The organism is Patescibacteria group bacterium (assembly GCA_041659765.1).
Lineage (GTDB): Bacteria > Patescibacteriota > Patescibacteriia > UBA9934 > UBA9934 > JAGORL01.
Window position 1 is genome coordinate 633,603 of sequence record JBAZXR010000001.1, and the last position, 24,732, is coordinate 658,334.

A 24,732-nucleotide genomic window follows, 5' to 3' on the forward strand; every position below is an offset into this window, starting at 1 on the left:
CGCGTTATTAAAAACCGCCACGCAAAGTGACGGTTTTTGGAGGGCCCGGAAGGAATCGAACCTACTTCGGGGCATTGCAGTGCTGACATCGAGGATATCGTCACTGTCAGTGCCTCTTGTCCGCCACTGGACTCGGGCCCATATACCAAGGCTAACACGCATCAATCTTGAGGTCGAGCGACGGAAACGGGGATAACTTATGAAACGCATAAGGGGGCTCCGGGATGACTTCCTGCTACCATTCTCCCTATGCCCCTCCCTCTCTTCACCTTAAAACGCCACCCCCGCTCCCGAGGCGTTCGTATTCGTATTCGTATTGGGGCTGATGGGCAGTGTACGGTCACGGCGCATAAACGAGTCCCCGTCTGGATGATCAACCAATTTGTAGAGCAAAAGTCCGCTTGGATCCAAGAACACGTCGCCAAAGCCAAAAGCAGGCCGCAGAGTTTGCTTCATGGGGGTACGAAGGCGGATTACACTCGCCTAAAAGTACGCGCGCTTGAGCTGGCGCATGCAAGGCTCGAATATTTCAATGCAGTCTACAAGCTCACCTACAAAAAAGTTTCTATTCGCAATCAAAAAACCCGCTGGGGCAGTTGTACAAGTAATGGGGCGTTGAGTTTTAATTATCGGATCGTGCAACTGTCGGCGGAACAGGTTGATTACATCGTTGTTCATGAACTCTGCCACCTGGCGCAGATGAATCACTCGGTGAAGTTTTGGAGGTTGGTTGAGAAAACTATTCCAGACCACAAACGACTCCGAGCGACGATTAGGAACGCAAAGTAAAACCCCGCCATTACAGCGGGGATTTTTACTTTTTCTTTTTTGCATTCACGAACTGCAGCGCGATGGCGAGGAGCGTTGGGATGGTAAAACCGATCAACAGCGGCCATGCGACAACCCATTCTTCGTGCGGATAACAGTATGCAGGAACGTCGCCGGCGAATAACGCAACCTTACAGATCGCGCTGCCTTCTACAAGCATTTTTCTTACGAGCAGCCCCGAGGGCACTGCAATAAGCCACGCGCCCAAACAAAGGCCAAGAAGAAAACCTCGATGCTTTATTAGTAAATTCCCGAGGTTCTTCATAGTTACATCACATCCTCATCCTCCCCCTTATACGTCTTTTTTTCTTTCACCGTGTAACCGTCTCTTGATTTGAGTGCTTCCATGATTCGGCGGACACCGTCAGCAATACCGGTGATGAGAGCGACGTTGCCGTCAAACTTCCGCTTCATGCCCATGATGGAGTTTTCGAGGTCGTCGAGTTTTACTTTTACTTCGTCAACAAGTCCGTGCAGGCGCTTGAGTAGTCCTGCAGCCTGGAAGAGAAGCCAGCAAAGAAAAGCAGTAAACCACAATGCACAAAACGCAAGCACTATGAATAGAATGTCTTGGGTTCCCAGCATATTAACTAAATAATACCACTACTTAATCGGCGTTGTCCGCAAATCCGGGGTAACCTCCAAACACGCATCACGACATTGTAAAGGAATTTCCCTTTTTAACATAACATCGACCTGATCCCTAGTATAGATGTACTCATTGTTCGAGTCCTCGAGTCGGCTCTCGATACGTTGATCCAAAAGACGCTGAAACTCGATCGACTCCGGCGGAGGATTCAGTGGCGCGAATCGCAATAAGCATACTGATCCAATCCCCAACAAAATTAAAACACAAAACAAAATCATTCTTACGTCAGACAAACCTTCGATTTTCTTGATCAAAACAAGATCCATCACCAGAATAAACAACGTCATCGCACAAAAAATTAATACAATAAACAAACCCGCACTCCAGGCGTCCGCGATTCGACCAAAAATCTGAATACTGACTGAAACAAAAGTAAAAAGTGCGACAAAAACTCCCAGTGCTTCAATCGACCTTATCTGCCTCTCATCCGCGCGCTTATCGTAGTCATCGATCTTGGCAACAAGGTCCGCTCGGAGAGTTTGAAAATCGTTCAAGGAAGGGACGTTGCCGGATCCAGCCTGGGATGCGACACCACGCTGAGGGTACGCGCTGCCTATTCCAAAGTTGGCCATAATGTCTTTTCAATCTCTTTAAGCTTAAAACTTTCTTTGGATTGCTCTATAAACTTTCTTATTGAAAAATTAGAAAATTTGGACGACAAATTCTCCGTCGGATTTGAGTTAAAATCGCGGGTGATCTGGATGCCCGCCACCTCAGAGGGTTCGCCCGAAAGTCTCGCACTCATCCTTTCCAAAGTAACGAAATTATTTACATTAAAGTCGAACTCATCAAATTTAACGCTCCTGACATACCTCACAAAAACTTCAACAAACGCGGATTCTGATTCAATGCCGAATAGATCTCTAAATCCCGGAACAATTGCCTGCTCAATAACTTTATCCTGACTTTGTTCCGGAATAAAAAAACGAGAAACGAACCCAACCCGTTTGATCGGCAGAGATTCGGCTCCGCAAAAAGCAATCAATTTCTCGGACAATTCGGTGATTGTCTTCATCTTAGCCTCAAACGGCTGCCTCCCTTCCCCGGCCACAAATAAATCAATTCGCCCTCGCGCAATATTGCAACCGTATATGCCATCTTTGGAACTCAGCTGAACCACCGGGATATCGCTAAGCTCAATAGGGATAGGAAGCGCTATCAGATTCCCATCCATTATTCCACCCAGTGCTTCATTAAGACGCTGATAACGATCTTCCGGGCGATCTATTAAACGATCTAGAAATAATGCCAGCTGGGTGTTAATGAGAATCTCATCCTTCATAAATCAACGAGTTAGCTACCCCCTCAACGCCGCACCGAATTTGCCTTCGAGAGCCGTCGTGATGCGCTTAATTTCATTTTCTACCTCGTCGCTCGTCAGTGTTCGATCATTAGCCGAAAAGGTCAGAGAAAGGGTCAACGACTTCTTACCGGACTCGACTCCTGCGCCGCGGTAAATGTCAGTCAGCGAGATGTCGGTGAGTAACGGGCCAGCGACAGCGGCGGCGATTTCGTCGTAGGCGGTGCGTTCGTTCAACATGAAAGACAAGTCTCGTCGAGAAGCTGGGAAGGCACTGAGGAGTTCGTAGCGGAGAGCTTTTTTGAGATGCGGCAGAAGGGCTTCGAGGTCTAGGTCGATAAGGAAGACCTGCTTCTCAAGTCCGAAAGCACGTTCGTAGGCAGGCGCAACTTCCCCCATCATGCCAACAAGGGTGCGGACGCCGTTAATCTCGGCATGAATGTCCGCAGCGCGGCTGGGGTGATAGCGTGGAGTGTCCTGTACGCGGGTGAGCGAGAAGGCGACGCCGGTTTCTTTGCCGAGGCGTTCGAGCGTGCCCTTGAGGCGCATAAAAGCGGCCTCGGAGTTGTCGTAGCCGTAGTCGGCGATAACTAAACGATACTGTTCGAGAGGTAGGTTGCTGGTTGCGGGTTGCAGGTTAGAGAGGAGATGCACGCGAGAGAGTTCGAAAATACGAGCCGAAGGAGAGGTAGCCTGGTTCTTTTCGATATCCCGAAGAATCGAGGGAACTAGCGTGGGGCGCAGGTAGCTCAAGTCTTCGGCAAGCGGGTTGAGCAGCTTAACTGCATCAAGCGGGGTGATGCCGTAGCGTTCCAAGTCCTTGCCGTCAATGAGCGAAACGCCGAAGAACTCGGTATAACCAAGAGATGCAAGAACGCGCTTCAGTTTGCGTTCCCAAACGACTGCAACGTCATTAACTGCTGGAGGAGGCGTCACGGCAGGCAACGTGCTCGGCATGTTGTGGTAGCCGTAGATGCGCGCAACTTCTTCGGTGAGATCAACCTCGGACTCAATGTCGTGATCACGCCAGAATGGAACGGTGGCCGTGATGATGTGGCCTTTCTTCGTCAGCATGAAGCCGAGCTTCGTCAGAATCTTCTCGATCTGTTCGTCCGAAATATCAACGCCGATTCTTGAGCGAATCTTCTTCGTAGACGTCTTGTACACGCGAGGTTTATACGCCTTCTCTTTTTCGTGGCGCGTGTCTGACAGTCCTTCGACGGTACCGCCAGCGAGTTGTTGTACAAGCTCAAGTGCGCGCGCCATGGCAATTGGCAACGCCTCCGTGGACAAACCTTTTTCGAAGACTAACTGAGAGTCAGAGTAAAGGTTCAGGTCGCGTGCGGTTCTGCGAACAGAGACGGCATCAAAAGCGGCTGCCTCGAAAACAACCGTCGTCGTTTCGTTCGTGGTCGAGCTCGCTTCCCCGCCCATGACACCAGCCACGGCCATCGGTCCTTCTTGGTCAGCAATGATGAGGTTTGTCTTTGAAAGTTCGTATTCCTTGCCATCGAGGGCTTTGAGCTTCTCCCCCTTCTGCGCGTCACGAATCACAATCTGATTACCGCGGATTTTGCTTGCGTCAAAGGCGTGCATCGGCTGGCCGAGCTCATGCAAGACCAAGTTTGTGATGTCAACAATGTTATTAATCGGCCGATGACCAGCGAGCAACAATTTCTTCTGAAGCCACCACGGTGATGGGCCGACTTTTACGTTTTTTACCACGGCTGCCATGTAGCGTGGACACTTTTTGGAGTTGATCGAGACCCTGAAACCCTGAACCTCCTCCGACTCCTCCTTGGAAAGGAGGAGAGGAGCGAAAGTGAACTGACCATCGGTCGAGGCTGAACCTTCGCGGGCGAGACCGACGATGCTCATGCAGTCGGGGCGATTTGTAGTTACCTCGATATCAAAAATGGTGTCATTGAGTTCAAGTGCTTCGACAATCGGCGTGCCGGCTTTTGCGTCGGTTACTTTCGAAAGATCCCAAATCTCATGTTCGCCAGCGGGAATCTTGTCGAAACCGACTTCGGCTGCCGCGCAAATCATGCCAATGCTCTTTACTCCACGGATTTCAACCTCGGCGAGCGTGACCAGTTCGCCCTCACCATGCCACTTAACCTTTGCGCCCGGGAGCGCTACGAACACGCGCTGGCCAACTTCAAGATTCGATCCGCCACACACAACTTCGACAGTCTTCTCGCCAATATCCGTCACCGCAATGCGAAGTTTGTTCGCATTGGGGTGCGCTTTGATCTCCTTGATAACGCCGACCACCATGTGTTCAAATTTGCCCCAAAGAGCGTCGATTTTTTCGACGGACATGGACTTGAGCGAGAGTTCTTTAGCAAACTCATCCGCAGAAAGCGTGGTGTTCAAGTATTCGCGGATCCAATTGTAAGAGGCGAGGATGTTCATAGTCGATAGCTGAAAAGTTGAAAAGGTTGAAAAAGCTGTAAAGTGGGAATCTGATTGAATTACTTTTTTAACTTTCTTTGGCTTTTTTAACTTTTTTAACTCTAAAACTGTTCAAGAAACCTCAAATCATTCTTATACATGATGCGGATGTCGTCGATGTTTAAACCGGAACGCATCATAGCGGTGCGCTCAACTCCCCAACCGAAGGCAAAACCTTGATACTCTTTGGGATCAAGTCCGCCGGCTTTCAAAACATTCGGATGCACCATGCCGGCGCCGCCGAGTTCAAGCCAACCAGCTTTACAAAGCTTACATTTCACACCAGCGACAAGTCCTGTGCCTTCGCACATACCGCAAGAAATGTCGAGTTCAAAGCTCGGCTCGGTAAAGCGGAAATGATATGGACGCAAACGGGTAACGCGCCCTTCGCCGAAGAATTGTTTTGCGAAGTAATCGCAAACGCCCTTGAGTTCCGTGACGGTCGCGGTTTTGTCGATAACTAAACCTTCGAACTGGTGGAACATCGAGAGATGACGAGGTGTGGATTGTCGACGATAGCATTTGCCGATGTTGATCATGCGAATTGGCAACTGGCCTTTCTCCATCTCGCGTACCTGTGCGTTACTTGTGTGTGGAGTTAATACAATCTTGCCTTTTTCGCCTGTCGCGGTTGTTGGTTGTCGGCCGTCGGTCGTCGAGGCGACAAAAAATGTTTCCCAATCATCACGAGCCGGATGATCCTTTGGCATGTTGAGCGACTCGAACGCGTAATAATCCCAATCGATCTCGGGATGACGAGCGCGGACAAAGCCGATGCGCGAAAAAATATCGGAAATTTCCTCGATCGCCTGGCTCGTAATATGGAGATGGCCGACAGCGGGCTCGGTTCCTGGCAAAGAAATGTCCAGCCATTCTTTTTCTGCACGTGAAGCAGACTCCGTGGCGTCCAGTCTCGCCTTTGCGGCCTCGAAAGCTCCCTCTATGGCAGCTTTCACTTCATTGGCCTTCTGTCCGGCAGCTCTCTTTTCTTCGTTCGATAAGCTTGGCAAGTCAGACATGATGTCCGCCAGTCTTCCCTTTCGGCCAAGGAACGCAACTCTGGAAGCCTCAAGTTCTTCCGCGTTCGCGATTGTCGAAAATGCTTTGAGGCACTCGGTTTCAAGTTCTTGTAGTCGGTTGATCATAGAATTTTGTTCGGCTCAGTCATCCTGAGGAGCTCCGAGCGACGAAGGATCCGATTGGGCAACCATTCAGATTCTTCGCTCCGCTCAGAATGACACTACCGTTTGTCCTCAAAAGAGTTTCACGATGTCCTTATATGTAACAAACAATACCAGCAAGATCAACAGCGCAAAGCCAATGGTGTGGGCGGCTTGTTCGAACTGGAGGCTATTGGGTTTTCGACGAACGGCTTCGACAAAGACAAAGAGGGCGCGACCGCCGTCTAGGGCTGGAAACGGAATAGCATTTAAGACGGCCAAGTTAACAGACAAGAGCGCGGCAAATTGCACCAAATGCCAGAAGCCTAGGCGTGCCACCTGACCAGTCAAGGAGGCGATTCCGATCGGACCAGAGAGGTCAGCCGCCACGTTCCGATGTTGGAAGAGACCCGCGATAAGTCCAACAAATGCACCGACTATGTCATACGTCATGCCCGCCGTGGTCACCAGTCCCTTAATAGGCGCGACGTAGAAAGGAAAACGCACCGTACCTGTCTCCACAATGGCTACACCAATAATCGGTCTGCCCGCCTCAGCGTTGAACTCAGGGATGATGTCCGCCTCTTTAGTTCCGCCATCATGTGTAAAAACAACATGTACCGGCGAGCCGTCCGCATGCGGTACGAGTGCGGCACGAGCCTCTTCGCCGTTAGCGTACGTTTTGCCATCAATAGCCGTGATCTGATCCCCCTCACTTAGTCCAGCTTTGTGCGCGGGGCTCTCAGAAAGAACCTGCATGACGTTCACGGCGCGGTTTGAAATAATGGCTGATTTATAATCCACGCCCTCAATGATTGAGGGCAGACCAAACATAAAACCCGCGGTGAATAACACCCAGGCCAACAGAAAGTTCATGATGACGCCCGCGAACAACACGTACAGACGCGCTGGAATACTCTTTTGGGCAAACGCGTCATGTTCGCCTCTCTTCTCCCCATTCTCACCCTTAATACGCACAAAACCGCCGAGGGGGATAAGGTTCACGCTCCACAGCATGCCGTTTCTGTCTTTCTTCCCAAAAAGCCTAGGCGGAAAACCAAAACCAAATTCTTCAACACTCATCCCCATCTGCCGCGCCGCAATATAGTGGCCAAGTTCATGCACGAGCACGAGCAAGGAGAGAACGAGAAGAAAAACAAAGATGGTGAGCAGCATAATATCGGGGAGATTGTACTACCCCTGGATGATTTTCGCGAGTTCGTCGCGTTTTGCCTCCATCAGCTCCTTAGAAGTCGCTTCGACGATGAGGCGGAGCAAGGGTTCGGTGTTTGAGGCGCGCAGAATAAACCACCAGTCGCGACCAAATTCGCAACGGATACCGTCCAGGCGGTTGACGGAGCTCGCCTGCGAGACGTATGCGTCTTCCACACGCTTTGTGGCCGCGACCTTATCATGGACTTCGAAGTTTACTTCCCAGCTGTTCGAGTATTTGCGAAGAGGGGCGGAGATTTTGCTAAGGGGTTTCTTGGCTTTGGCGATGAGCGACAACATTCGGCAGAAAGCAAAGTCAACAGCCTCCAGGCCGGCGAATTCGGCAAAAAAGAAGTGACTAGACACTTCCCCGCCGAGCTTTGCGCCTTCGGTTCTCATGCCTTCAACCACGCGCGTGCGGCCGATTTGTCTCTGTACGCCTTTGCCGCCGTGTTCATTGATAGCGTCGAGTGTAGCCCAGGTGTGATTTGGCTGATAAATGATTGTCGCTCCTGGATTTCTTTCAAGTTCGTCGGCCGCTAACAGCGCAAGGGTTTCATCCCCGCGGAGCGGGACACCCTTGTTGTCGAGGAACCCGATTCTATCTGCGTCACCGTCGAGCGCTGCCCCAAAGGCAAAGTCGCCTGAAGCAAGAAGCTTCTCAATCTCGGCCAATGTTTCGCGCTTGTTTGGGTTGGCTTCGTGATTTGGGAATCGGGCGTCGGGCTCGGCGTAAAGCTCCGTGAGTTCAAGTCCGAGACGCTTGGCGAGCGGCCGGAAGGCAACCGTTCCCATGCCATTGCCGTAGTCCACAGCGATCTTCATGCCCTTCACGTCCGGGAGATTTGCGTTCTTGATGCAGGCCTCCACGTACTCCTCGACCACGTTGTGATCAGTCACTTTTCCTAGATCGAGCAGTGCGCCATCGTCCTTTTTGATCTCGTCGAGAATAGCTGGCCCGGAAATCGGCAACCCCGAACCATCTCCAAATTTAATACCGTTGTACTCCGCGGGATTATGAGAAGCAGTCACCATGAGCCCGGCGTCGACATTCTTGAGACTTGATATGGCAAAATTGAAGACACTCGTAGTCGTTAGACCGATATTGAGTGCATCGGCACCCATGCTTCTGATGCCTCTGATCGCCTCCGCTTGCAGTGCCTCGCTCGTGCTGCGCATATCACGGCCGACGACGACTGTTTTTGCGCCAGTCTTACGCACAATTGCTCGACCGGCCAGGTACGCGACCTCTGGCGAGACCTCTTCAAGTAAACCGCGAATGTCATTAGCTTTGAAAATATGTTCCGGAAGTTGCATAGATGGCTGAAGAATACTACAGTAATGCTAATACTCTTTAACCGTTGAGGCAAAACTATGATGTTTCTACCAATCATTGTCTTGATCCTAGTGGCTGTCGGTTTCTGGCTGATCGGAGTGTACAACGGATTGGTCACACTCAAAACTCGCGTAGAAGAAGCTCTTGGCGATATTGAGGTTCAGCTCAAGCGCCGCTATGACCTCATTCCAAACCTGGTAAACACGGTTAAAGGTTACGCGCAGCATGAAGATTCTGTTTTTACGAAAGTCACCGAGGCACGCAGTCACGCTATGCAAGCTTCCACGCCGGCTCAACACGCGGAGGCCGAGGGCATGCTAACGAACACGCTTAAATCGCTCTTCGCGGTTGCCGAAAGCTACCCAGACCTTAAGGCCAATGACAACTTCCGCCATTTGCAATCAGAGCTAGTGGACACCGAAGACAAGATTCAAGCCTCCCGCCGTTTCTACAACGGCCAGGTTCGCGATTTCAACATTCGCCTAGCCGTCTTCCCAAACAACATGATCGGCAACTCTCTTGGTTTCAAAAAGTACGATTTCTACGATGCACCAGATGAGGCAAATGCAGTGCCTGAGGTGAAATTCTAAGACGACGAAGGAAAGCGAATACAGTCATTCTGAGCGTAGCGAAGAATCTGAATGGTCAACCAATCAGATCCTTCGTCGCGGAGCTCCTCAGGATGACTGAACTTATGTACTCCCAAATCACCGCCAACAAACGCAAGACCTGGTTATTGATTGCAATTGCCTGCGCGGTGATTGTGGTTTTAAGTGTGGCCTTTGGCGCGGCATATAACGTGGACGCGGGGTCGTCTGTTGTCATCGGTACAATCTTTGCGAGTATTTACTCGCTCTTCAGCTATTACTTCTCCGACAAAATTGCGCTCTCGGTAAACGGAGCAAAACAGATAGAGAAAAAAGATGCGCCGGAGATTTGGAACATTGTGGAGAACCTGTGTATTGCTGACGGCGTCCCGATGCCGAAGATCTACATCATGGATGACGCCGCGCCAAATGCGTTTGCCACAGGTCGAGATCCTCAGCATGCATCAATTGCGTTTACAACGGGTCTCCTCTCAATTCTCGATAAACAAGAACTGGAAGGCGTGACGAGCCACGAGCTGTCGCACATTAAGAATTATGATCTGCGCGTGATGACCATCGTTGTCGTCCTGGTGGGCGCGATCATGATCATGAGTAACATCTTCCTCCATTCTCGATTCAGTGGCGGGGGAAGGAAAAATGACGCGCTCGTTGCTTTTGTGCTCGTCGGTATTGTGCTTTCAATCCTCTCCCCCATCTTCGCCCAGCTCATTCAGCTCGCCGTATCACGACAGCGGGAATACCTCGCCGACGCGTCTGGAGCGTTACTGACGCGGTTCCCCGAGGGACTTGCAAGTGCGCTTGAGAAGATTTCCCGCGCCAACGTACCCATGCAGAATGCGAACAAAGCTACGGCCCACTTGTTCATCGCCAACCCGTTCGGGAACAAAGTGGCCGGCTGGTTTTCTACGCATCCTCCCGTCGAGGAGAGAATTAAACGATTGAGGGAAATGGGAGGTTAAGCCGTCTCCACTCTGAGCCTTGCGAAGAGTCCGACCCTCAGAGGGGAAAGTCGGATCCTTCGCTCTCGCTCAGGATGGGAACCATCGATAATCCATATGTCCGACTTAGTTGATAAATTTTCTCCCCACTTAAACACCGCGCTCACCCGGGCGTTGACTTTGGTTCTCCAGGAAGGAAGCGAGTCGATTACGCCGGAACATTTGTTTTGGGCAATTGGAACGGAAGATTCCTGTCTGGGCGCACAGCTCCTCAAAAAGTCAGGACTCGAGGCGGCTGCTTTTGAAGAACTCACCAAACCGGCCGGCCGTAGCTCAATGACTGACCCGAAAGCTCCAAAAACTAAACCCTTTCTTTCGGTCGACGCTAAGGCTGCCATGGAGAAGGCAATGCTCGCTGCCAACCTGCACGATCACCCGCTCGTGACAACCGAGCATCTTTTATTTGGCATCCTCGCCCTCCGTCCGCTCGCGATCAGCGCCGTGTTCAAAAAAGCTGGTGTTGATGCCGAGAAAATACAGGAAGAACTCACTCAAATTTTTAGGGAGACGCGCGCACCAGAACCACAGCCCGCCGAAGTTCGCCCGACCGGCGTGCGCGAAGTTAAGAAAGCGCCCGCTCAGCCGTGTATAAAGTGTGGACACGTTCACGATGAAGTAGCTGACGCCAACGAGCAATCCGCGCTCGAGTTTTTTAGTACTGAGTTAACGGGTGCCGATCACGTCAAAAAGATCGATGCCTTAATTGGTCGTAACATGGAGATCGATAGACTCGCGCGCATTCTTACGCGGAAAACAAAAAATAACCCGCTTCTCCTTGGTGCTCCGGGCGTAGGCAAAACGGCGATCGTCGAGGGTCTCGCCAAGAGAATTGTCGACGGTTCCGCTCCGGCCGGGCTCAAGGGAACAAAAATTTACATGCTCGATATGTCCGCCATGCTGGCTGGCACTATGTATCGAGGTGATTTCGAGGAACGCTTGCACGATGTTATCGAGGATCTTAAGGAGGCAAAGAATGCTGTTTTATTTATTGACGAAGTCCACACGCTCGTCGGCACTGGTTCTGGATCCGGCGCACTCGACGCGGCGAACATTATGAAGCCGTCCCTGGCCCGTGGCGAGATTCGCGTCATTGGGGCCACGACGCGCGAGGAGTACAAAAAACACATTGAAGATGACGGCGCGCTAGCGCGCCGTTTCGCCCCCGTTTCGGTTCGTGAACCATCTGCCGATGAGACCAAATCGATCTTGATCGGCCTGGCCCCCGCCTACGCCAAGCATCACGGTGTGACCTTTGCCAAAGAAGCCTTTGCGACAATTGTCGAAATTTCTGGCCGTTACTTCCCGCATAAAGCATTTCCAGACAAGGCTATCGACCTACTCGACGAAGTTGGCAGCGCCTGCCGGACAAAGAAACTCGACATCACCACAGACGACGTGCGCCGTGTGGCCGCCACCGTAACCGGCGTTCCGCTCGAGAGGCTCGAAGCCAATGATAGTGACAAACTCAAAACGCTCAAATCTCGACTTGCCGACCGTGTCCTTGCTCAGACAGAAGCCGTCGAAGCCGTAGCATCAAGCATCATCCGCGCCAAACTCGGCTTTCACCGCGCCGAGAAACCGCTCGCCTCTTTTCTGTTCGTCGGTCCGTCCGGAGTTGGGAAGACAGAAATGGCCAAGGCCGTAGCAGCGGAAGTTTTTGAAGATGAGAAGGCTTTGATCCGGCTCGACATGAGTGAATATGCGGAAAGTTTTAGCGCCAGCAAACTCATTGGTTCTCCCCCAGGCTACGTGGGTTACAAAGAGGTCGCTCGATTAACTGATGCGGTCAAAGCTCGCCCATACTCGGTCGTCTTGTTCGACGAACTTGAAAAAGCACACAAAGACGTTCATCACCTACTTCTCCAAATTCTCGACGAAGGAACCATTACTGACGCGACTGGTACGGCCGTTAATTTCAGAAACACCGTCATCATCATGACTTCAAACGCCGGTCGAGAGTTGTTCGAGCGCGGTTCCCTTGGCTTCACCGGTAAGGCGATTAAGGAGAAGATCGATATGCGCACGATTCTCGAAGACGAGTTTAAGGCCGAATTTTTGAACCGCATCGATCGCATTTGTTTGTTCGGTGCGTTAACACCCGCCGACATGGAAAAGATTGCCAAGCGCGAACTAAAAGAACTCGAACTTCGCCTCAAGAACCGTGGAATCTCGCTCAAAGCCGATGCTGCCGCTCTAACTCAACTCGCGAAGTCCGTGAACCCCAAACTCGGTGCCCGGGATGTCCGCCGCGTCATTGCCGAAGCCATCGAACGACCGCTGGCAGACAAGGTACTAAATAATCTTGGAAAGAAAGCAAAAAACTATCGAGTCCGCGCCGGTAAGAAAGGGGTAGAGATCGCATAATTTCTGGTATACTGGCGCATATGGCAGCTACTGCCACAGCGCAATTTTCTAATACGCAGACCCAGGCTGCGTCTACTTTGCGTCAAGATAGAACGGCGGCCAAACGAACCCAACCGGGAATGATCGGCCGGATGAGTGAACATGCCACCAGAACCATGCGGGCGGCCGTGCTTGGAGCCTCCCTCATGGCTGACAGCGGTTTTTCACGCGGAGCTGAACTCGAAGATGTAGAAGGAGACAGAATAGAAGAAGCTGGCGGAAACGTAGAGAGCCATACTGCTGGACTCTCTGCTCAAGCAAGATTTGCTGAAGCAGAACAGCGCCAGCGAACCTTAAACGCGACTCGCCGCGATGTGCTTCCAGAACAACGTTCTGAGGACATGACGCCGGAAAATCAGGCAGCTTCAGCTGAGGCTCAAGAAGCCATCAGACAAGACAGCTTAATGCGCGATGTAGCTGAACTCGGGCCAACCCGGGCCATGCGTCAACAAGTGGCGGATGAAGCGGCTAAGATGGCAGCTAAACTAGCTCAAGATAAGGCTCAAGAATTAATTGCGCGTCTAGCGGTGTTCGCAGCGGATGATGTAGGCGGAGGGCTAGTGGAAGTAACAGAAGGTGCGGCCCTGGAGACGGATCTCGGCATTGGAACGATAACGGACGTGTCTTACAAATACACTCGGTTTGGCCGCACCATTCTAATCCCCCAAGCCACCAACGTGGGCACCACAGCCAGAGACGCTGTTCAGTACACAGCTAATAAAGCTCTTGATCTAGCACTTCCGCCCTACAAATTTATCTTTGGCGGGGCCAACATGGCTGATCTGGCCGATGACGCAGATCTGGCGTTTACCTTACTCGTAACCGTCCCAGTAATTCTGATCATCGGGCTAACGGCTTTTATTGTCTTCATGATTTTAGCCTACGGGTATTATTATTTAGGTTCTCTACTTGATATAAACGCCATCTTATCGCTTTTAACATAGTATGAACGAGCGTAACCAAATGATCGTCCGGCTAGTTATCCTAGGCGTAGTGACCCTCGCCCTGGGCGCCGGCATGTATTTCCTCTTTTTCCGCGCCAGACCGAGCGTAGTTCCGGTCACGCCGGGCACCGGAGTCACCACGCCAGTAGGCGGCGGCCTGCCAGCTGCCGGCGGGGCTGCGCCGTTTGTTCCTGGCGCGGTTACCCAGCCAACTGGTCCCGGCGGTCTGCCTATTTCACCCGTGGCGAATGGCGGCCTGACCTCCACCACTACTTTGACGACGAGCGCCGTTAAATCGCCTACCATCACAGCTGCCGGCAAGGTGTCCTACTATGACCCGGGTGACGGCAAGTTTTATACGATCGATGAGAACGGCAATAACATCGCACTCTCTTCGGCCAAATTTCCAGAAGCCTCAAGCGTGGTCTTCGCCACCGGTGGCGCCACCGCAGCTATAGAATTTCCAGACGGCAGTAACGTAGTCTATAACTTTGACACCGGGGTCCAGTCTACTTTGCCCTCACACTGGGAAGATTTTTCCTTCTCTCAAGATGGCGGAACAATCGCCACTAAAAGCGTGGCCACTGATCCTTCCGCGCGGTCACTAGTTATATCATCGGCAGATGGCTCCTCGGCCACGCCGATTGCCGCGCTTGGCACGAACCAAGACAAAGTCAGCGTCGTGATGTCGCCCGACGGCAGTATTGTCGGCTTCTCAGCTACGGGCTCAGTAGCCACCAGCACGTTTGGTCAAAATAGCATTTATCTAATCGGCAAAGACGGCAAAGACGCTGGTGTGCTATTTGTTACCGGCTCCAACTTCACGCCAAAATGGTCACCGGACTCTGCTCATCTAATCTACTCGGTCGCGGATGCTGGTGAAGACTATAAAGCTTCGCTCTGGTACGCAGATAAAGACGGCGATCAGAAAACTGCTACCCGCAAACAAATTCCGCTCCAAACGCTGGCTACAAAATGCACCTTCGGCTCAAACACTCTGCTGTATTGCGCCGTGCCAACGGTCATGCCCCCGGGCGGTGGATCTTCAGCCTCCCTCATCACCTCTACGGACAACCTATACAAAGTCGACTTAAGCACATTAAAGGCTACGCTCGTAGCAAAACCGGCCGTTGACACTCAGATGTCTAACCTGTCCGTCTCCCCCGCCGGTGATCTACTGTTCTTTGCCGATAAATTTGGCCGATTAAATTCTATCCGGCTCAAATAACTATGAAGTACTTCTGGCAATTCTTCGCCGTTATCATTGGACTCAGCGCCGTCATCTTTCTCTTTTTTGTACTGTCCGTAAAAACGAAGGATTCCATCACCTTTACCGGCCAAAGAATCGTCACCACGCCGGAAATAACTTCAGCTGATCCAAGCCGTGGTCCGGCAAACGCTCCGGTTACGCTTGTCATGTATGAAGATTTTCAGTGCTCAGCCTGTGCCGAACTCGAACCAGTGCTTAACACGCTCCTAGCAAACTACGGTACCGCTCTCCGCTTAGTCTGGAAGGATCTGCCAAATAACGGAGCGCATCCGGAAGCTATCCCAGCGGCCGTAGCTGCCCGCTGTGCTGGCAAGCAAAATAAATTCTGGGAATTCCATGATACGCTCATGGCTAACCAGCCCCTCTTGGGTGACGATCTCTACACCCGGATTGCCGGCGAACTAAAACTAAAAGCCAACGCCTTTAGCCAGTGCGTTAAAAACCAGGACACCCTACCACTAGTCGAGCGCGGTTATGACGAAGGCTTAGCCCTCCAGATCGCCTCTACGCCAACTATCTTCTTAAACGGCACACGGTACAGTGGGTCACTCTCCCTAAGCGAACTCACCCGCGCCATTGACGCCCTACTCCCAACCATGTGAAGCACCTCTTCCTCGCCTTTCTCCTGGCTCTCACCCTCTCCCCCGCCCCAGCCCTGGCGGTCGGGCTAAATTGTGGTCAGCCAAACGCGCTCAATGCCACCTGTACGTGCATGTACCCAAATGGGTTTACCACCTTTGAGGCAAGCCAGGAAACAGTCTGTATCTCAACCTGCAACGATACCTATCATGGCGACTCCTACCAATACGACTATTGCGATGAAACGGATCCTACTATTCAGCGCTCAAGCGGCAGGCTGAACCTGCATGATGCTCCCGTAGCCTCAGATCTAGTAGCCCCTGATGCGCCGGTAACTCCAGGCATAGTGGAACAATTCGTGACTGCCCCAAGAGAAATAGTTATCCCTATTTTGAACGTGCCGATTCCTGGTCTTGATCTAGCGGGGTCAGTCACCAAATCTGATGGCACTGTCCGCTCTAACCTCATTGGTCTGTATGTCCAAGCCGCCTACAGATTCCTACTAGTGGCCGGCACACTTATGGCCGTGACCATGCTCATGGTGGGCGGGCTGGAGTATGTGATGTCGGGTGGTAGCTCAAAGCGCGTAGACAAGGCCAAGACCCGTATTAAAAACGCGGTCATTGGGCTAGTGCTTCTGTTTGCGGCATTTGATTTGGCGTTTCTGATTGATCCGGGAACTGTGCTCTTCAAATCGCTGGTGGTTGAATCTGTGCCTCAGATGGCCAGCGACGTGCGGTCCAGCTTCATGTTGGCCGAGTCTCAAGTTACAGGCGGTGCGTCGGCCAAGAGCACTGATTTAGAACGCTTCAAAGCCATGGGCACACCAACCAAAGACGAATTAGAAAAAGGCGTCCCATTCTTTATAACTTCTTATTACGCCCCAGCCTACGGCGACAAGCAGGGCGATCTAAGTTTTGAATGCAACATTGCCATGCAGTGTTCCTGTCCAGATTCACCTATCAGTGGTCGAAAAAATGCTCCCCAGTCAGCTAAGACCTGCTACAGCAAAGGCTTGAATTACTACTGGGAACCATGTACTCCATTTGCTTCGACTGTTCCTTTCTGTAACAAAACAACAGCTTTCAAAGAAGGCCTCGTGACTACGCCGCCAGAAGGCCACCATACGGCGGCGGTCAGCAGGAACGTCCTGCCGCTCGGCACAGTCTTCAAAATATTCGGGGCGCCGGACGCGGCTTCAAACAGTGCTATCTGGTACGCGGAAGACACCGGTGGAGAAATCAAAGGAAGACGTGTAGACTTGTTCATGGGTAGCGGCTCATCAGCGCTGGCTACGGCCAAAAGAAATATTGGCGAGGTGACGCTCCGCGTCTGCCCTGGCAACGATCCGGCCAAATGCCCAACAACATTGAACTAGCATATGTTTGTCTGCTCGCACTGCGACGCCCAGGTCCTTAAGTGGTCTGGGCGATGTATAGAATGTGGAAAATGGGGAACGTTGACCGAGGAGGACGGCCACGCGCCGTCTTCTTTATCTCAACAAAAATTGTCCTCTAAACCGGCGCCCGTTTTAAAGTTGGGCGAAGCATCCGCCACGGTAACTACACCTATCCCCACAGGTCTTTCCGAGCTTGATCGAGTTCTGGGCGGAGGCATCGTGCCCGGATCAGTCACCTTACTTGCTGGCGAACCCGGAATCGGCAAGTCGACAATCGTTGCACAAATCGCCGGCTTCCAGAGCGCGTACTATGCGTCCGGCGAAGAGAGCGAAGGCCAAGTTCGCCTGCGGTTTGAACGCCTCGGCATTAACCCGTCGACTATTTTGTTTTCGAACGCTGTCGACGTTGGCGCGATCATTGCCGCGGCGAAAGAAGCTAAGCCGTCTATTGTCATTGTCGATTCTATTCAAACGATGATGGTGGCGGAGGCTGACGCATTTCCAGGGACGCCGACCGCGGTGCGTGCGGCCACGACCGAGCTGATTAGTTTTGCAAAATCCACCAACACGCCTGTTTTAATCATCGGCCAAGTAACTAAAGAAGGAACCGTGGCCGGTCCAAAGACACTCGAACATCTAGTCGACACCTTGCTCACCCTCGAAGGCGACCCGGAATCGACCTATCGCATCCTTCGAGCGAACAAACATCGTTTTGGCAGTACGGAAGAAATAGGCGTTTTTGAAATGACAGAAAAAGGATTAATCGCAGTCGAGAATCCCTCGGCACGGTTCCTCAAGGAGCGGGTACCGGGCCCAGGCTCCGTGGTCACCTGCATCATGGAGGGCAGTCGACCGTTCCTAGTAGAAATCCAGGCGCTCGTCGATAAGTCTTTCTTCCCAAACCCGGTTCGACGAACCAGCGGCTATGACGCGTCTAGGCTTCAGATGGTCCTCGCGATTGTTTCCAAACGTGCTGGCATCAAGGTGTATGACCAGGACGTATTCGTAAATGTTGTCGGTGGAATCAAGATCGATGAACACGCCGCGGACCTTGCCGTGGCAGCCGCCATCATCTCCGCCATCAATGACAAAACCTTCCCCGCTGACACCATCATTGTGGGCGAACTAGGCCTGGGAGGCGAAGTGCGCTCCGTCCCCTTCCTCGAACGTCGGCTCAAAGAAGCCGAACGCCTCGGCATGGCTGCCTCGCTGACACCGAAGAATACTAAACACATCCGAGAGCTTGCTCGATAGTATTTTCAGTCCTTGCGAGACCGGCTGTAATCAGCCGTGTCGAAGCAATCTCAATGACATCTATGGAAGAGCGAAACTACTACGTGTATTTCATGACGAATCCTAATAATTCCGTCATCTATACAGGAGTTACGAATGATATCTCTCGTCGAGTGCAGGAGCATAAGGAGAAGTATGTCGAAGGATTCACGAAGAGATACAACTGCACCAAACTTGTTTACGTTGAGGTGTTTTCGACTGCATACGATGCCATTTCTCGCGAAAAACAGATCAAGGGCGGATCGAGGAATAAAAAGATGCTTCTTATTGCGCAGGAGAACCCAACGTGGCGAGATATTTCTGAGGAGCTCTAACTCCTTCAGTCTTTGCGAGACCAGACGTAATCGTCTGTGTCGAAGCAATCCCAATGCTATCTTTTTCGAGGTTGCTTCGAGTTGCCGTCAAACGGCACTCTCGCAAAGACCCTGACCACCCTCGCCTTCGCTCGGGGACCTGAACAATGCGGTATACTTAGGCAAAGTTTTGCCTATGGATCCGAATGTCTTGTGGGGCATAGCAATTATTTGCGGCATCGTAGGTGCCATTCTTTTGTATCAGGGGAAATCGGGAGGATCTGGCAGTGTGAAGAAGTCGAGCAAACCAAGCGCGTTTTCGACCGATCTCATCGACCAAGCCAAAAAAGGCAAACTTGATCCTTTTTCTGATCGCGAAGGCGAGATTGAGCGAACAATTCATATTCTTTTGCGTCGAAGTAAGAATAATCCCCTTCTAATCGGCGAGCCTGGAGTTGGCAAGACGGCGATCGTGCATGGACTCGCAGACAGAATCGCGAAAGGCGATGTTCCAGCTTCGCTCAAAGACAAATCGCTTATTGCGATCAACCTAGCTTCCCTCTTTGGGGAGACGAAGTTCCGCGGAGAACTCGAGAAACGGGTCAGCGACTTTTTGAAAGACCTCGAAGGCCAGTCTCGAGAAACTATTTTGTTTATTGATGAAGTGCACATGATTGTTCAAGGCAGTGGCAGTGAAGGTTCACTAAATGTTACCGATTTGTTCAAGCCCGCCCTCGCGCGTGGCGATCTGCACATCATTGGCGCGACGACATGGGATGAATACGCGAAATACATCAAGACCGACGCGGCCCTCGATAGACGGTTCCAACCAGTACTCGTCGACGAGCCAGAGCCGGAGCAGGCGGTGCGGATGCTCAAAACACTCAGACCCGAATACGAAGCCTTTCACAAAGTAACTATTCCAGACGACGTGCTCAAAGAGGCGGTTCGACTATCTGACAAGTACATAAGAGGACGTTTCCTTCCGGACAAGGCGATCGATTTAATCGACGAAGCCTCAGCCAAAGTATCAATTGAGTTCGAGGACAAACAACACGGCAAACATCTCGGGATTGTCCACGGTGCAGCCAAACAAACCAAACACCCCACAGTCACAAAAGACGACGTCGAAGACGTAGTAAACCAGTGGCGGGAACACATGGACGCGCAAAAATTACGACAAACCAATAAATAATATGAAAACAACTTCATCAACCGCAGTACAAACAACAACAGCTACCCTCGTCGGAATTGCCATCATGGCCACCGGATTACTCGCGGCCGCAGCCGGGTTTGTCGTCGCGGCAAGTAATACAGGGCCGGTTCTCAACATTAAGGCAACGCCTCTACCTGGCGCACACGGAACCGTACAGGGCGCTCAACGAGAACCCATGCTCGGCTTCACGCTCGAGGCGAAAAATAAGGCTATCCTCATCGAATCGCTCACCTTTAATGTCCTGGCGGACAGCGACGGGAACTTCAAGGAAATTCAAAACGATCTCTCCGCCAGTGATCTCCTCCTGTCGTGCATGCTGATCAACAAGCGAACCGGGGCTGCAGTAGCGAGCCCGGTTTCTGTAACCAACGGGAACATGATCACATTTGAAGATAAGTTTACCCTTACTGCAAACTCAATCACCCCTTTCACCATTCTCTGCGACCATGCAAATACACTCATCACTAATCCGTACATCATGGGCGTTGAGCTGACCGGATATCCAGGGTATGTCGTGGCGACGGTCGCGGCTACCGGAAACAATTTGCCGGACAACCGTATCAATGTAGGAACTATCACGGATGCTGGAGTGAACGTAGCACTCACCACCTCGGTAACGATTCGTTCACGCGGCATGCTCCAGGTTTCATTAAGCCCCATCGCCCCAAGCAGCGACCTCACCATCAAAAATAGCTCCGTCAAAGCAGCAGCATTTAAATTCACCGCGGCAGGTGAAGCTTACACAATCCAAAAACTCACCATTCAAAATATAGGCGATGACGCAGCGGTGAAAACAATCAAAATCACCTATAAGAACGCCTCTGGAGCCACAATTACAAACACCTCGACCCTTTCGAACCATTTTGCACAGTTCTCTGGGATTGATATTGCAGTGCCGACTGGCGCAGCGAACGCTGCAACGGTTGAAGTAACTGTAGATACAGCCGATATCAGCGCTACGGGCTCCGGCTCGTCCGGACAGACCTTTAGTGAAGCAATCGCCTTCTTGCCGGGCGGACTCTTTAAGGCCGTAGGCAACACCTCAGGCTCCGTTATCACCGAAAGTGAAATGGGCTACGGTTATCAGGGCGGAACCTTTACCCTCCGTGAAACTCGCCCGACCATTACCCTCCATTCAGCAAGCCCAACCGGTCCAGCTGTACCAGGTCGCAACGAGGTCTTACGATTCAACGTAGCTGCTGATCCAGCCGAAGATCTGAGCATGTCCCAAATAACCTTCAAAGTTAACGCAACGTCCGTTGACTCGCCGTGGGCATCATGCGGTTCTTCAACAGTTAGCGGACTAGGCGATGTCACCAAATGGGAACTTAAAGACCTCACAACCGGTGAAGTGCTAACCAATAACAATTCTTGGATAATCATGAATGCGGATGGCGGCCAGTGTGGTCCGACTGATCGTGTGCAATCCGTGATCGCCTACGCACTCGCAAACCTGGTACATGGCACCATCTTCGCAGGAACAACTCACACGCTCTCACTTATTGTAGATTCAACCGGCGCAAGCCAAAGTCAGGACGATCAAATTCAAGTTGAAATAACAAGTGAGCCAACACATGAGTTTCCACTTCTTCATAGCATCCAGTGGCGCGAAGGAGTTAATGGACCAGATCTCATAAACGGTAGTTTTATTAAGAACCTCCCAATTCGTGGCTTTACGCTCCAGTTCTAAAACCAAAAGCTTGCTTCGAGCTGCCGTCGAACGGCACTCTCGCAAAGACTGAGCAGACAAGGAAAAACAAAAACCAGTGTTGGCGAGAAAATGTTAGGAGGTAATCCGACTCCATTTTCGAGACAATACTGGTCTTTTGTTTTAGTTGAAAAAGTTAAAAAAGCCGAAGAAGGTTAAAAAGTAAATGCACCATCGGGATGGTACTTTACAGCTTTTTCAACTTTTTTAACTTTGTTAACTACTCAAAATGCACCTCGTCCACGTACTCGTAGAGACGCTCGCGGAGTTTGGGATAGTTCGTCAGGTCTGGGCTTTCGTCGAGTAGCTCTTTAGAGAAGTCCTTAGCAAAGCTCATGAGGTCAATGTCGTTCATGGTGCCGAGCTTGAACTGGTCGAAGCCTGACTGGTTTGTGCCGAAGACGCTACCGGGGCCACGGAGTTGGAGATCGCGCTCAGCTAGATCGAATCCATCCTGGCTGCCTTCAATAGCCTTCATGCGCTCACGAGCCACGTCGCCGAGCATCCCTGACGGATGCAGATAACAATAGCTCTGATGTTCGCCACGACCAACGCGTCCGCGGAGCTGGTGGAGCTGAGCCAGACCGAAACGCTCGGCACCTTCCACGTACATGACCGTGGCGTTCGGCACGTCCACACCAACCTCGACCACAGTCGTCGAGATAAGCATGTTGGATCTCCCCTCGGCGAACTCACGCATAACAGCATCCTTCTCTGCCGTCTTCATTCGACCGTGCAACATGGAGACCTTGTAGCCACGGAAAGCCTCAAGCATGAATTCCTTGTACACCTCATGAACCGAGTTCACACCGAGCGCGTCGGATTCCTCGATCAAAGGACAGACCACAAAAATCTGCCGACCTTCATTCATCTGCTCGCGCATCATTTGATAAATGGGCTCCTCACGGCCGAGCTCGACAACTTCCGTCAAAATCGGCTTACGGCCAGCCGGGTACTCGTTCAAAATAGAACGGTCGAGATCGCCGTAAAGCACGAGAGCAAGAGAGCGAGGGATCGGCGTAGCAGTCATCGAAAGAAGATGCGGGATGCCATCCTGGTCACCCTGTTTGTCCTTGAGCGCTTGGCGCTGTTTCACACCAAAGCGGTGTTGTTCATCGACGACGATAAGTCCGAGGCGATCGAAAAGTACGTCCTGCGTTAGCAAGGCGTGCGTGCCGACCACAAATTGCGCTCCCCCGTTTTTAAGCGCTGAAAGTAGCTGTGCTTTTGTCACCTCTTTACCGCCCACGCGACGCTTTGTCCTCGTATAAAGCGCGATCGTTAGTCTGCTACCAAATAGCTTCTGCAAAGTCTGGGCGTGTTGTTCAGCCAGGATTTCCGTGGGCGCCAGCATAGCCGTCTGCCAACCGTCTTTCTGCGCGTTACAAGCAACCAGCGCGGCCACCACCGTCTTACCACTGCCTACGTCACCTTCCAGGAGACGGTTCATCGGTTCCGGGCGGTTCATGTCCTTAATAATCGCCCAGACCGCTTTCTTCTGCGCGCCGGTGAGCTCAAAAGGCAACCCAGCGACGAGTTCCTTCATGTACGCCTCGTTGAACGGAACCTTTGGCGCCTTGCGCATTTTCAATTCTCGACGGCTCTTGGCATGGAGTAATTGGTGCAAGAAAAACTCGTCGAATTTTAATCGGCGCAGCGCTTTGTCTTTTTCTTCAGTCGTCGACGGAAAATGGAGCTCAGTAATGGCTCCGTGGAGTCCCATGAGCTCAACCTCGGACACGATCTTGTCAGGCATCCATTCCTCAACCTCTTTCACCGCACCAAGAGAGGCCTCAGCCACCTTTCTACGAACCTTTTGTGTCAACGCACCGGTCAATTTATAAATCGGAACAATCCGGCCGGTTTCTTTGCCGATTTTTCCACTGCCAACCACCTCATACGCTGGGTTTACGAGCGAGAGCCCGTAGCGATCATCCACCTTACCGGCCATGGAAATAATTTGACCCGGCTTCAAAACCTTAGTTAAAAAACCTTGATGAAACCACACGCCTTTAATCGCGCCAGTGCCGTCCTCGATAATCGCTTCCGTCACCATCATCTTTCGAGACTTCTGACTCTGGCGGTTCTCGATATTCATGATCGTGCCCTGAACCGTCACCTTCTGGCCAGGCTTCACGTCGGCAATAACGACCGCGTGCGAGAGGTCATCGTAACGAAACGGAAAATCAAAGAGCGCTTCGTGTAGTGTGTTGATGCCAAGCCGGGCAAAGTCTTTCGCCTTTGCGGCTCCGATCGTCGCTATAGAAGCGATGGTGTCCTTCAAATGGATCGCCATAAGTTCCGCGGATTATACCAGGTCGTTGCCAAAATGCAAGTTTACGGTTCCCTCCAAATACGCTAAGGTAGCTTGATATGAAATGGGCTCTCGGAATAATCACTATTATCCTCACTATTTTCATCGCAAGCACAATTGTGCCGATGTTTTTCACGCCAGAAAACGCGATACGCCAGCGAATAACCCGCACGACGAGCGCAGCGATATCAACGAAGGATGTCTCCAAGTGCTCCGCTCTTCCTAAGACCCTAGAACACCAACGAGACCCTAATGATGAAAAAGGTGGCGGACCGTACATGACGTACCCGGCCGACGAATGCCTGAGTTCTTTCTACAGAGCCATATCGGATCCCTCGGCTTGTGAACGCTTCTACCAGCCCACGTCGGCGAATGTTTGTTTTGAATATATGGCAAAAACTCTCTCCGATGCATCATTCTGCTATCGCACCACTAACCCGCGGAAAAATTCATCCAATGCCTGTCGCGCCGCCGCGACAGGTGACATTAACGAATGCGACGTCTACAAAACAAGCCCCTACGTCTTCGCTGGCTGCGTCGAATCCGTCGTCCTACGGACGCACGATAAAAATCAGTGCCTCCTGCTACTGCCAAATACCGATGAACACGGAGTTCAGTCGAGGTTCAATGATTGCCTCCGTATCGTAGGCGAGACGAAACCGGAAGAACGCCCTGAGCTTTGCGCCCTTATGCAATATCCGGAGTGGACTCTTCCAGAAAAGAAAGCCCAATGTATTGCCGAAAACTGGCCAAATGCCGAATAAT

22 protein-coding genes and 1 pseudogene are annotated in these 24,732 nt (G+C 51.7%); 13 read left to right on the forward strand and 10 right to left on the reverse strand.

The window, feature by feature from the left end; genetic code table 11:
* Positions 1-37: 37 nt before the first annotated feature.
* Positions 38-140, reverse strand: a pseudogene (locus WC813_03430).
* A 109-nt stretch (positions 141-249) separates the two neighbouring features.
* On the opposite strand from WC813_03430, the gene WC813_03435 reads away from it, so the two are divergent.
* On the forward strand, positions 250-789 hold the full coding sequence (locus WC813_03435; protein ID MFA5947053.1) for a M48 family metallopeptidase: 540 nt from the start codon (positions 250-252) through the stop codon (positions 787-789).
* A 25-nt stretch (positions 790-814) separates the two neighbouring features.
* Here the strand turns inward: WC813_03435 and WC813_03440 are convergent, their stop codons facing one another.
* The 8 genes from WC813_03440 to WC813_03475 form a co-directional block, all read right to left on the reverse strand.
* Positions 815-1,093, reverse strand: a complete 279-nt coding sequence (locus tag WC813_03440) for a hypothetical protein (protein MFA5947054.1) — start codon at positions 1,091-1,093, stop codon at positions 815-817.
* A gap of 2 nt (positions 1,094-1,095) precedes the next feature.
* Positions 1,096-1,413, reverse strand: a complete 318-nt coding sequence (locus tag WC813_03445; GenBank protein MFA5947055.1) for a hypothetical protein — start codon at positions 1,411-1,413, stop codon at positions 1,096-1,098.
* Between the two features lie 18 nt (positions 1,414-1,431).
* Complete coding sequence (locus WC813_03450) at positions 1,432-2,049, reverse strand: hypothetical protein (GenBank protein ID MFA5947056.1); 618 nt, start codon at positions 2,047-2,049, stop codon at positions 1,432-1,434.
* Positions 2,031-2,759 (reverse strand): hypothetical protein, encoded by a 729-nt coding sequence (locus WC813_03455; protein MFA5947057.1) that lies wholly within the window; start codon positions 2,757-2,759, stop codon positions 2,031-2,033. Before WC813_03455 ends, WC813_03450 begins: the two co-directional genes overlap by 19 nt.
* A 15-nt stretch (positions 2,760-2,774) precedes the next feature.
* The gene (pheT, locus tag WC813_03460) at positions 2,775-5,195 is read right to left on the reverse strand and encodes a phenylalanine--tRNA ligase subunit beta (protein MFA5947058.1); all 2,421 of its coding nucleotides are present in this window, start codon (positions 5,193-5,195) and stop codon (positions 2,775-2,777) included.
* 101 nt (positions 5,196-5,296) lie between these two features.
* Positions 5,297-6,379 (reverse strand): phenylalanine--tRNA ligase subunit alpha, encoded by a 1,083-nt coding sequence (pheS, locus tag WC813_03465; protein MFA5947059.1) that lies wholly within the window; start codon positions 6,377-6,379, stop codon positions 5,297-5,299.
* Positions 6,380-6,487: 108 nt separating this feature from the next.
* On the reverse strand, positions 6,488-7,570 hold the full coding sequence (locus WC813_03470) for a M50 family metallopeptidase (protein MFA5947060.1): 1,083 nt from the start codon (positions 7,568-7,570) through the stop codon (positions 6,488-6,490).
* 18 nt (positions 7,571-7,588) lie between these two features.
* Positions 7,589-8,923 (reverse strand): phosphomannomutase/phosphoglucomutase, encoded by a 1,335-nt coding sequence (locus tag WC813_03475; GenBank protein MFA5947061.1) that lies wholly within the window; start codon positions 8,921-8,923, stop codon positions 7,589-7,591.
* Between the two features lie 57 nt (positions 8,924-8,980).
* On the opposite strand from WC813_03475, the gene WC813_03480 reads away from it, so the two are divergent.
* From WC813_03480 to WC813_03530, 11 genes are all read left to right on the forward strand, one after another.
* A complete protein-coding gene (locus WC813_03480; GenBank protein MFA5947062.1) occupies positions 8,981-9,532 on the forward strand; it encodes a LemA family protein in 552 nt (183 codons plus the stop codon).
* 104 nt (positions 9,533-9,636) lie between these two features.
* A complete protein-coding gene (locus WC813_03485) occupies positions 9,637-10,509 on the forward strand; it encodes a M48 family metallopeptidase (protein ID MFA5947063.1) in 873 nt (290 codons plus the stop codon).
* 96 nt (positions 10,510-10,605) lie between these two features.
* Positions 10,606-12,912 (forward strand): ATP-dependent Clp protease ATP-binding subunit, encoded by a 2,307-nt coding sequence (locus tag WC813_03490; protein ID MFA5947064.1) that lies wholly within the window; start codon positions 10,606-10,608, stop codon positions 12,910-12,912.
* A 20-nt stretch (positions 12,913-12,932) separates the two neighbouring features.
* On the forward strand, positions 12,933-13,895 hold the full coding sequence (locus tag WC813_03495) for a hypothetical protein (protein ID MFA5947065.1): 963 nt from the start codon (positions 12,933-12,935) through the stop codon (positions 13,893-13,895).
* 1 nt (position 13,896) lies between these two features.
* Positions 13,897-15,123: a hypothetical protein gene (locus tag WC813_03500; protein ID MFA5947066.1), complete on the forward strand. Its 1,227-nt coding sequence runs from the start codon at positions 13,897-13,899 to the stop codon at positions 15,121-15,123.
* Positions 15,124-15,125: 2 nt separating this feature from the next.
* Positions 15,126-15,767, forward strand: coding sequence for a thioredoxin domain-containing protein (locus WC813_03505; GenBank protein ID MFA5947067.1), 642 nt, complete (start codon positions 15,126-15,128; stop codon positions 15,765-15,767).
* Positions 15,764-17,122, forward strand: a complete 1,359-nt coding sequence (locus tag WC813_03510) for a 3D domain-containing protein (protein ID MFA5947068.1) — start codon at positions 15,764-15,766, stop codon at positions 17,120-17,122. The genes WC813_03505 and WC813_03510 overlap by 4 nt, the downstream gene beginning before the upstream one ends.
* Before the next feature lie 3 nt (positions 17,123-17,125).
* Positions 17,126-18,397, forward strand: a complete 1,272-nt coding sequence (gene radA, locus WC813_03515; GenBank protein ID MFA5947069.1) for a DNA repair protein RadA — start codon at positions 17,126-17,128, stop codon at positions 18,395-18,397.
* 62 nt (positions 18,398-18,459) lie between these two features.
* Positions 18,460-18,750 (forward strand): GIY-YIG nuclease family protein, encoded by a 291-nt coding sequence (locus tag WC813_03520; GenBank protein ID MFA5947070.1) that lies wholly within the window; start codon positions 18,460-18,462, stop codon positions 18,748-18,750.
* Between the two features lie 175 nt (positions 18,751-18,925).
* Complete coding sequence (locus tag WC813_03525; GenBank protein MFA5947071.1) at positions 18,926-19,924, forward strand: AAA family ATPase; 999 nt, start codon at positions 18,926-18,928, stop codon at positions 19,922-19,924.
* A 1-nt stretch (position 19,925) separates the two neighbouring features.
* Positions 19,926-21,635 carry a hypothetical protein gene (locus WC813_03530; protein MFA5947072.1) on the forward strand — a complete coding sequence of 570 codons (1,710 nt, stop codon included), beginning with the start codon at positions 19,926-19,928 and terminating at the stop codon, positions 21,633-21,635.
* A 238-nt stretch (positions 21,636-21,873) separates the two neighbouring features.
* On the opposite strand, the gene recG is transcribed toward WC813_03530, so the two are convergent.
* Positions 21,874-23,949 (reverse strand): ATP-dependent DNA helicase RecG, encoded by a 2,076-nt coding sequence (recG, locus tag WC813_03535; GenBank protein MFA5947073.1) that lies wholly within the window; start codon positions 23,947-23,949, stop codon positions 21,874-21,876.
* 407 nt (positions 23,950-24,356) lie between these two features.
* Here recG and WC813_03540 point away from each other — a divergent pair, with 407 nt between their 5' ends.
* Complete coding sequence (locus tag WC813_03540) at positions 24,357-24,731, forward strand: hypothetical protein (protein MFA5947074.1); 375 nt, start codon at positions 24,357-24,359, stop codon at positions 24,729-24,731.
* Position 24,732: the final 1 nt, after the last annotated feature.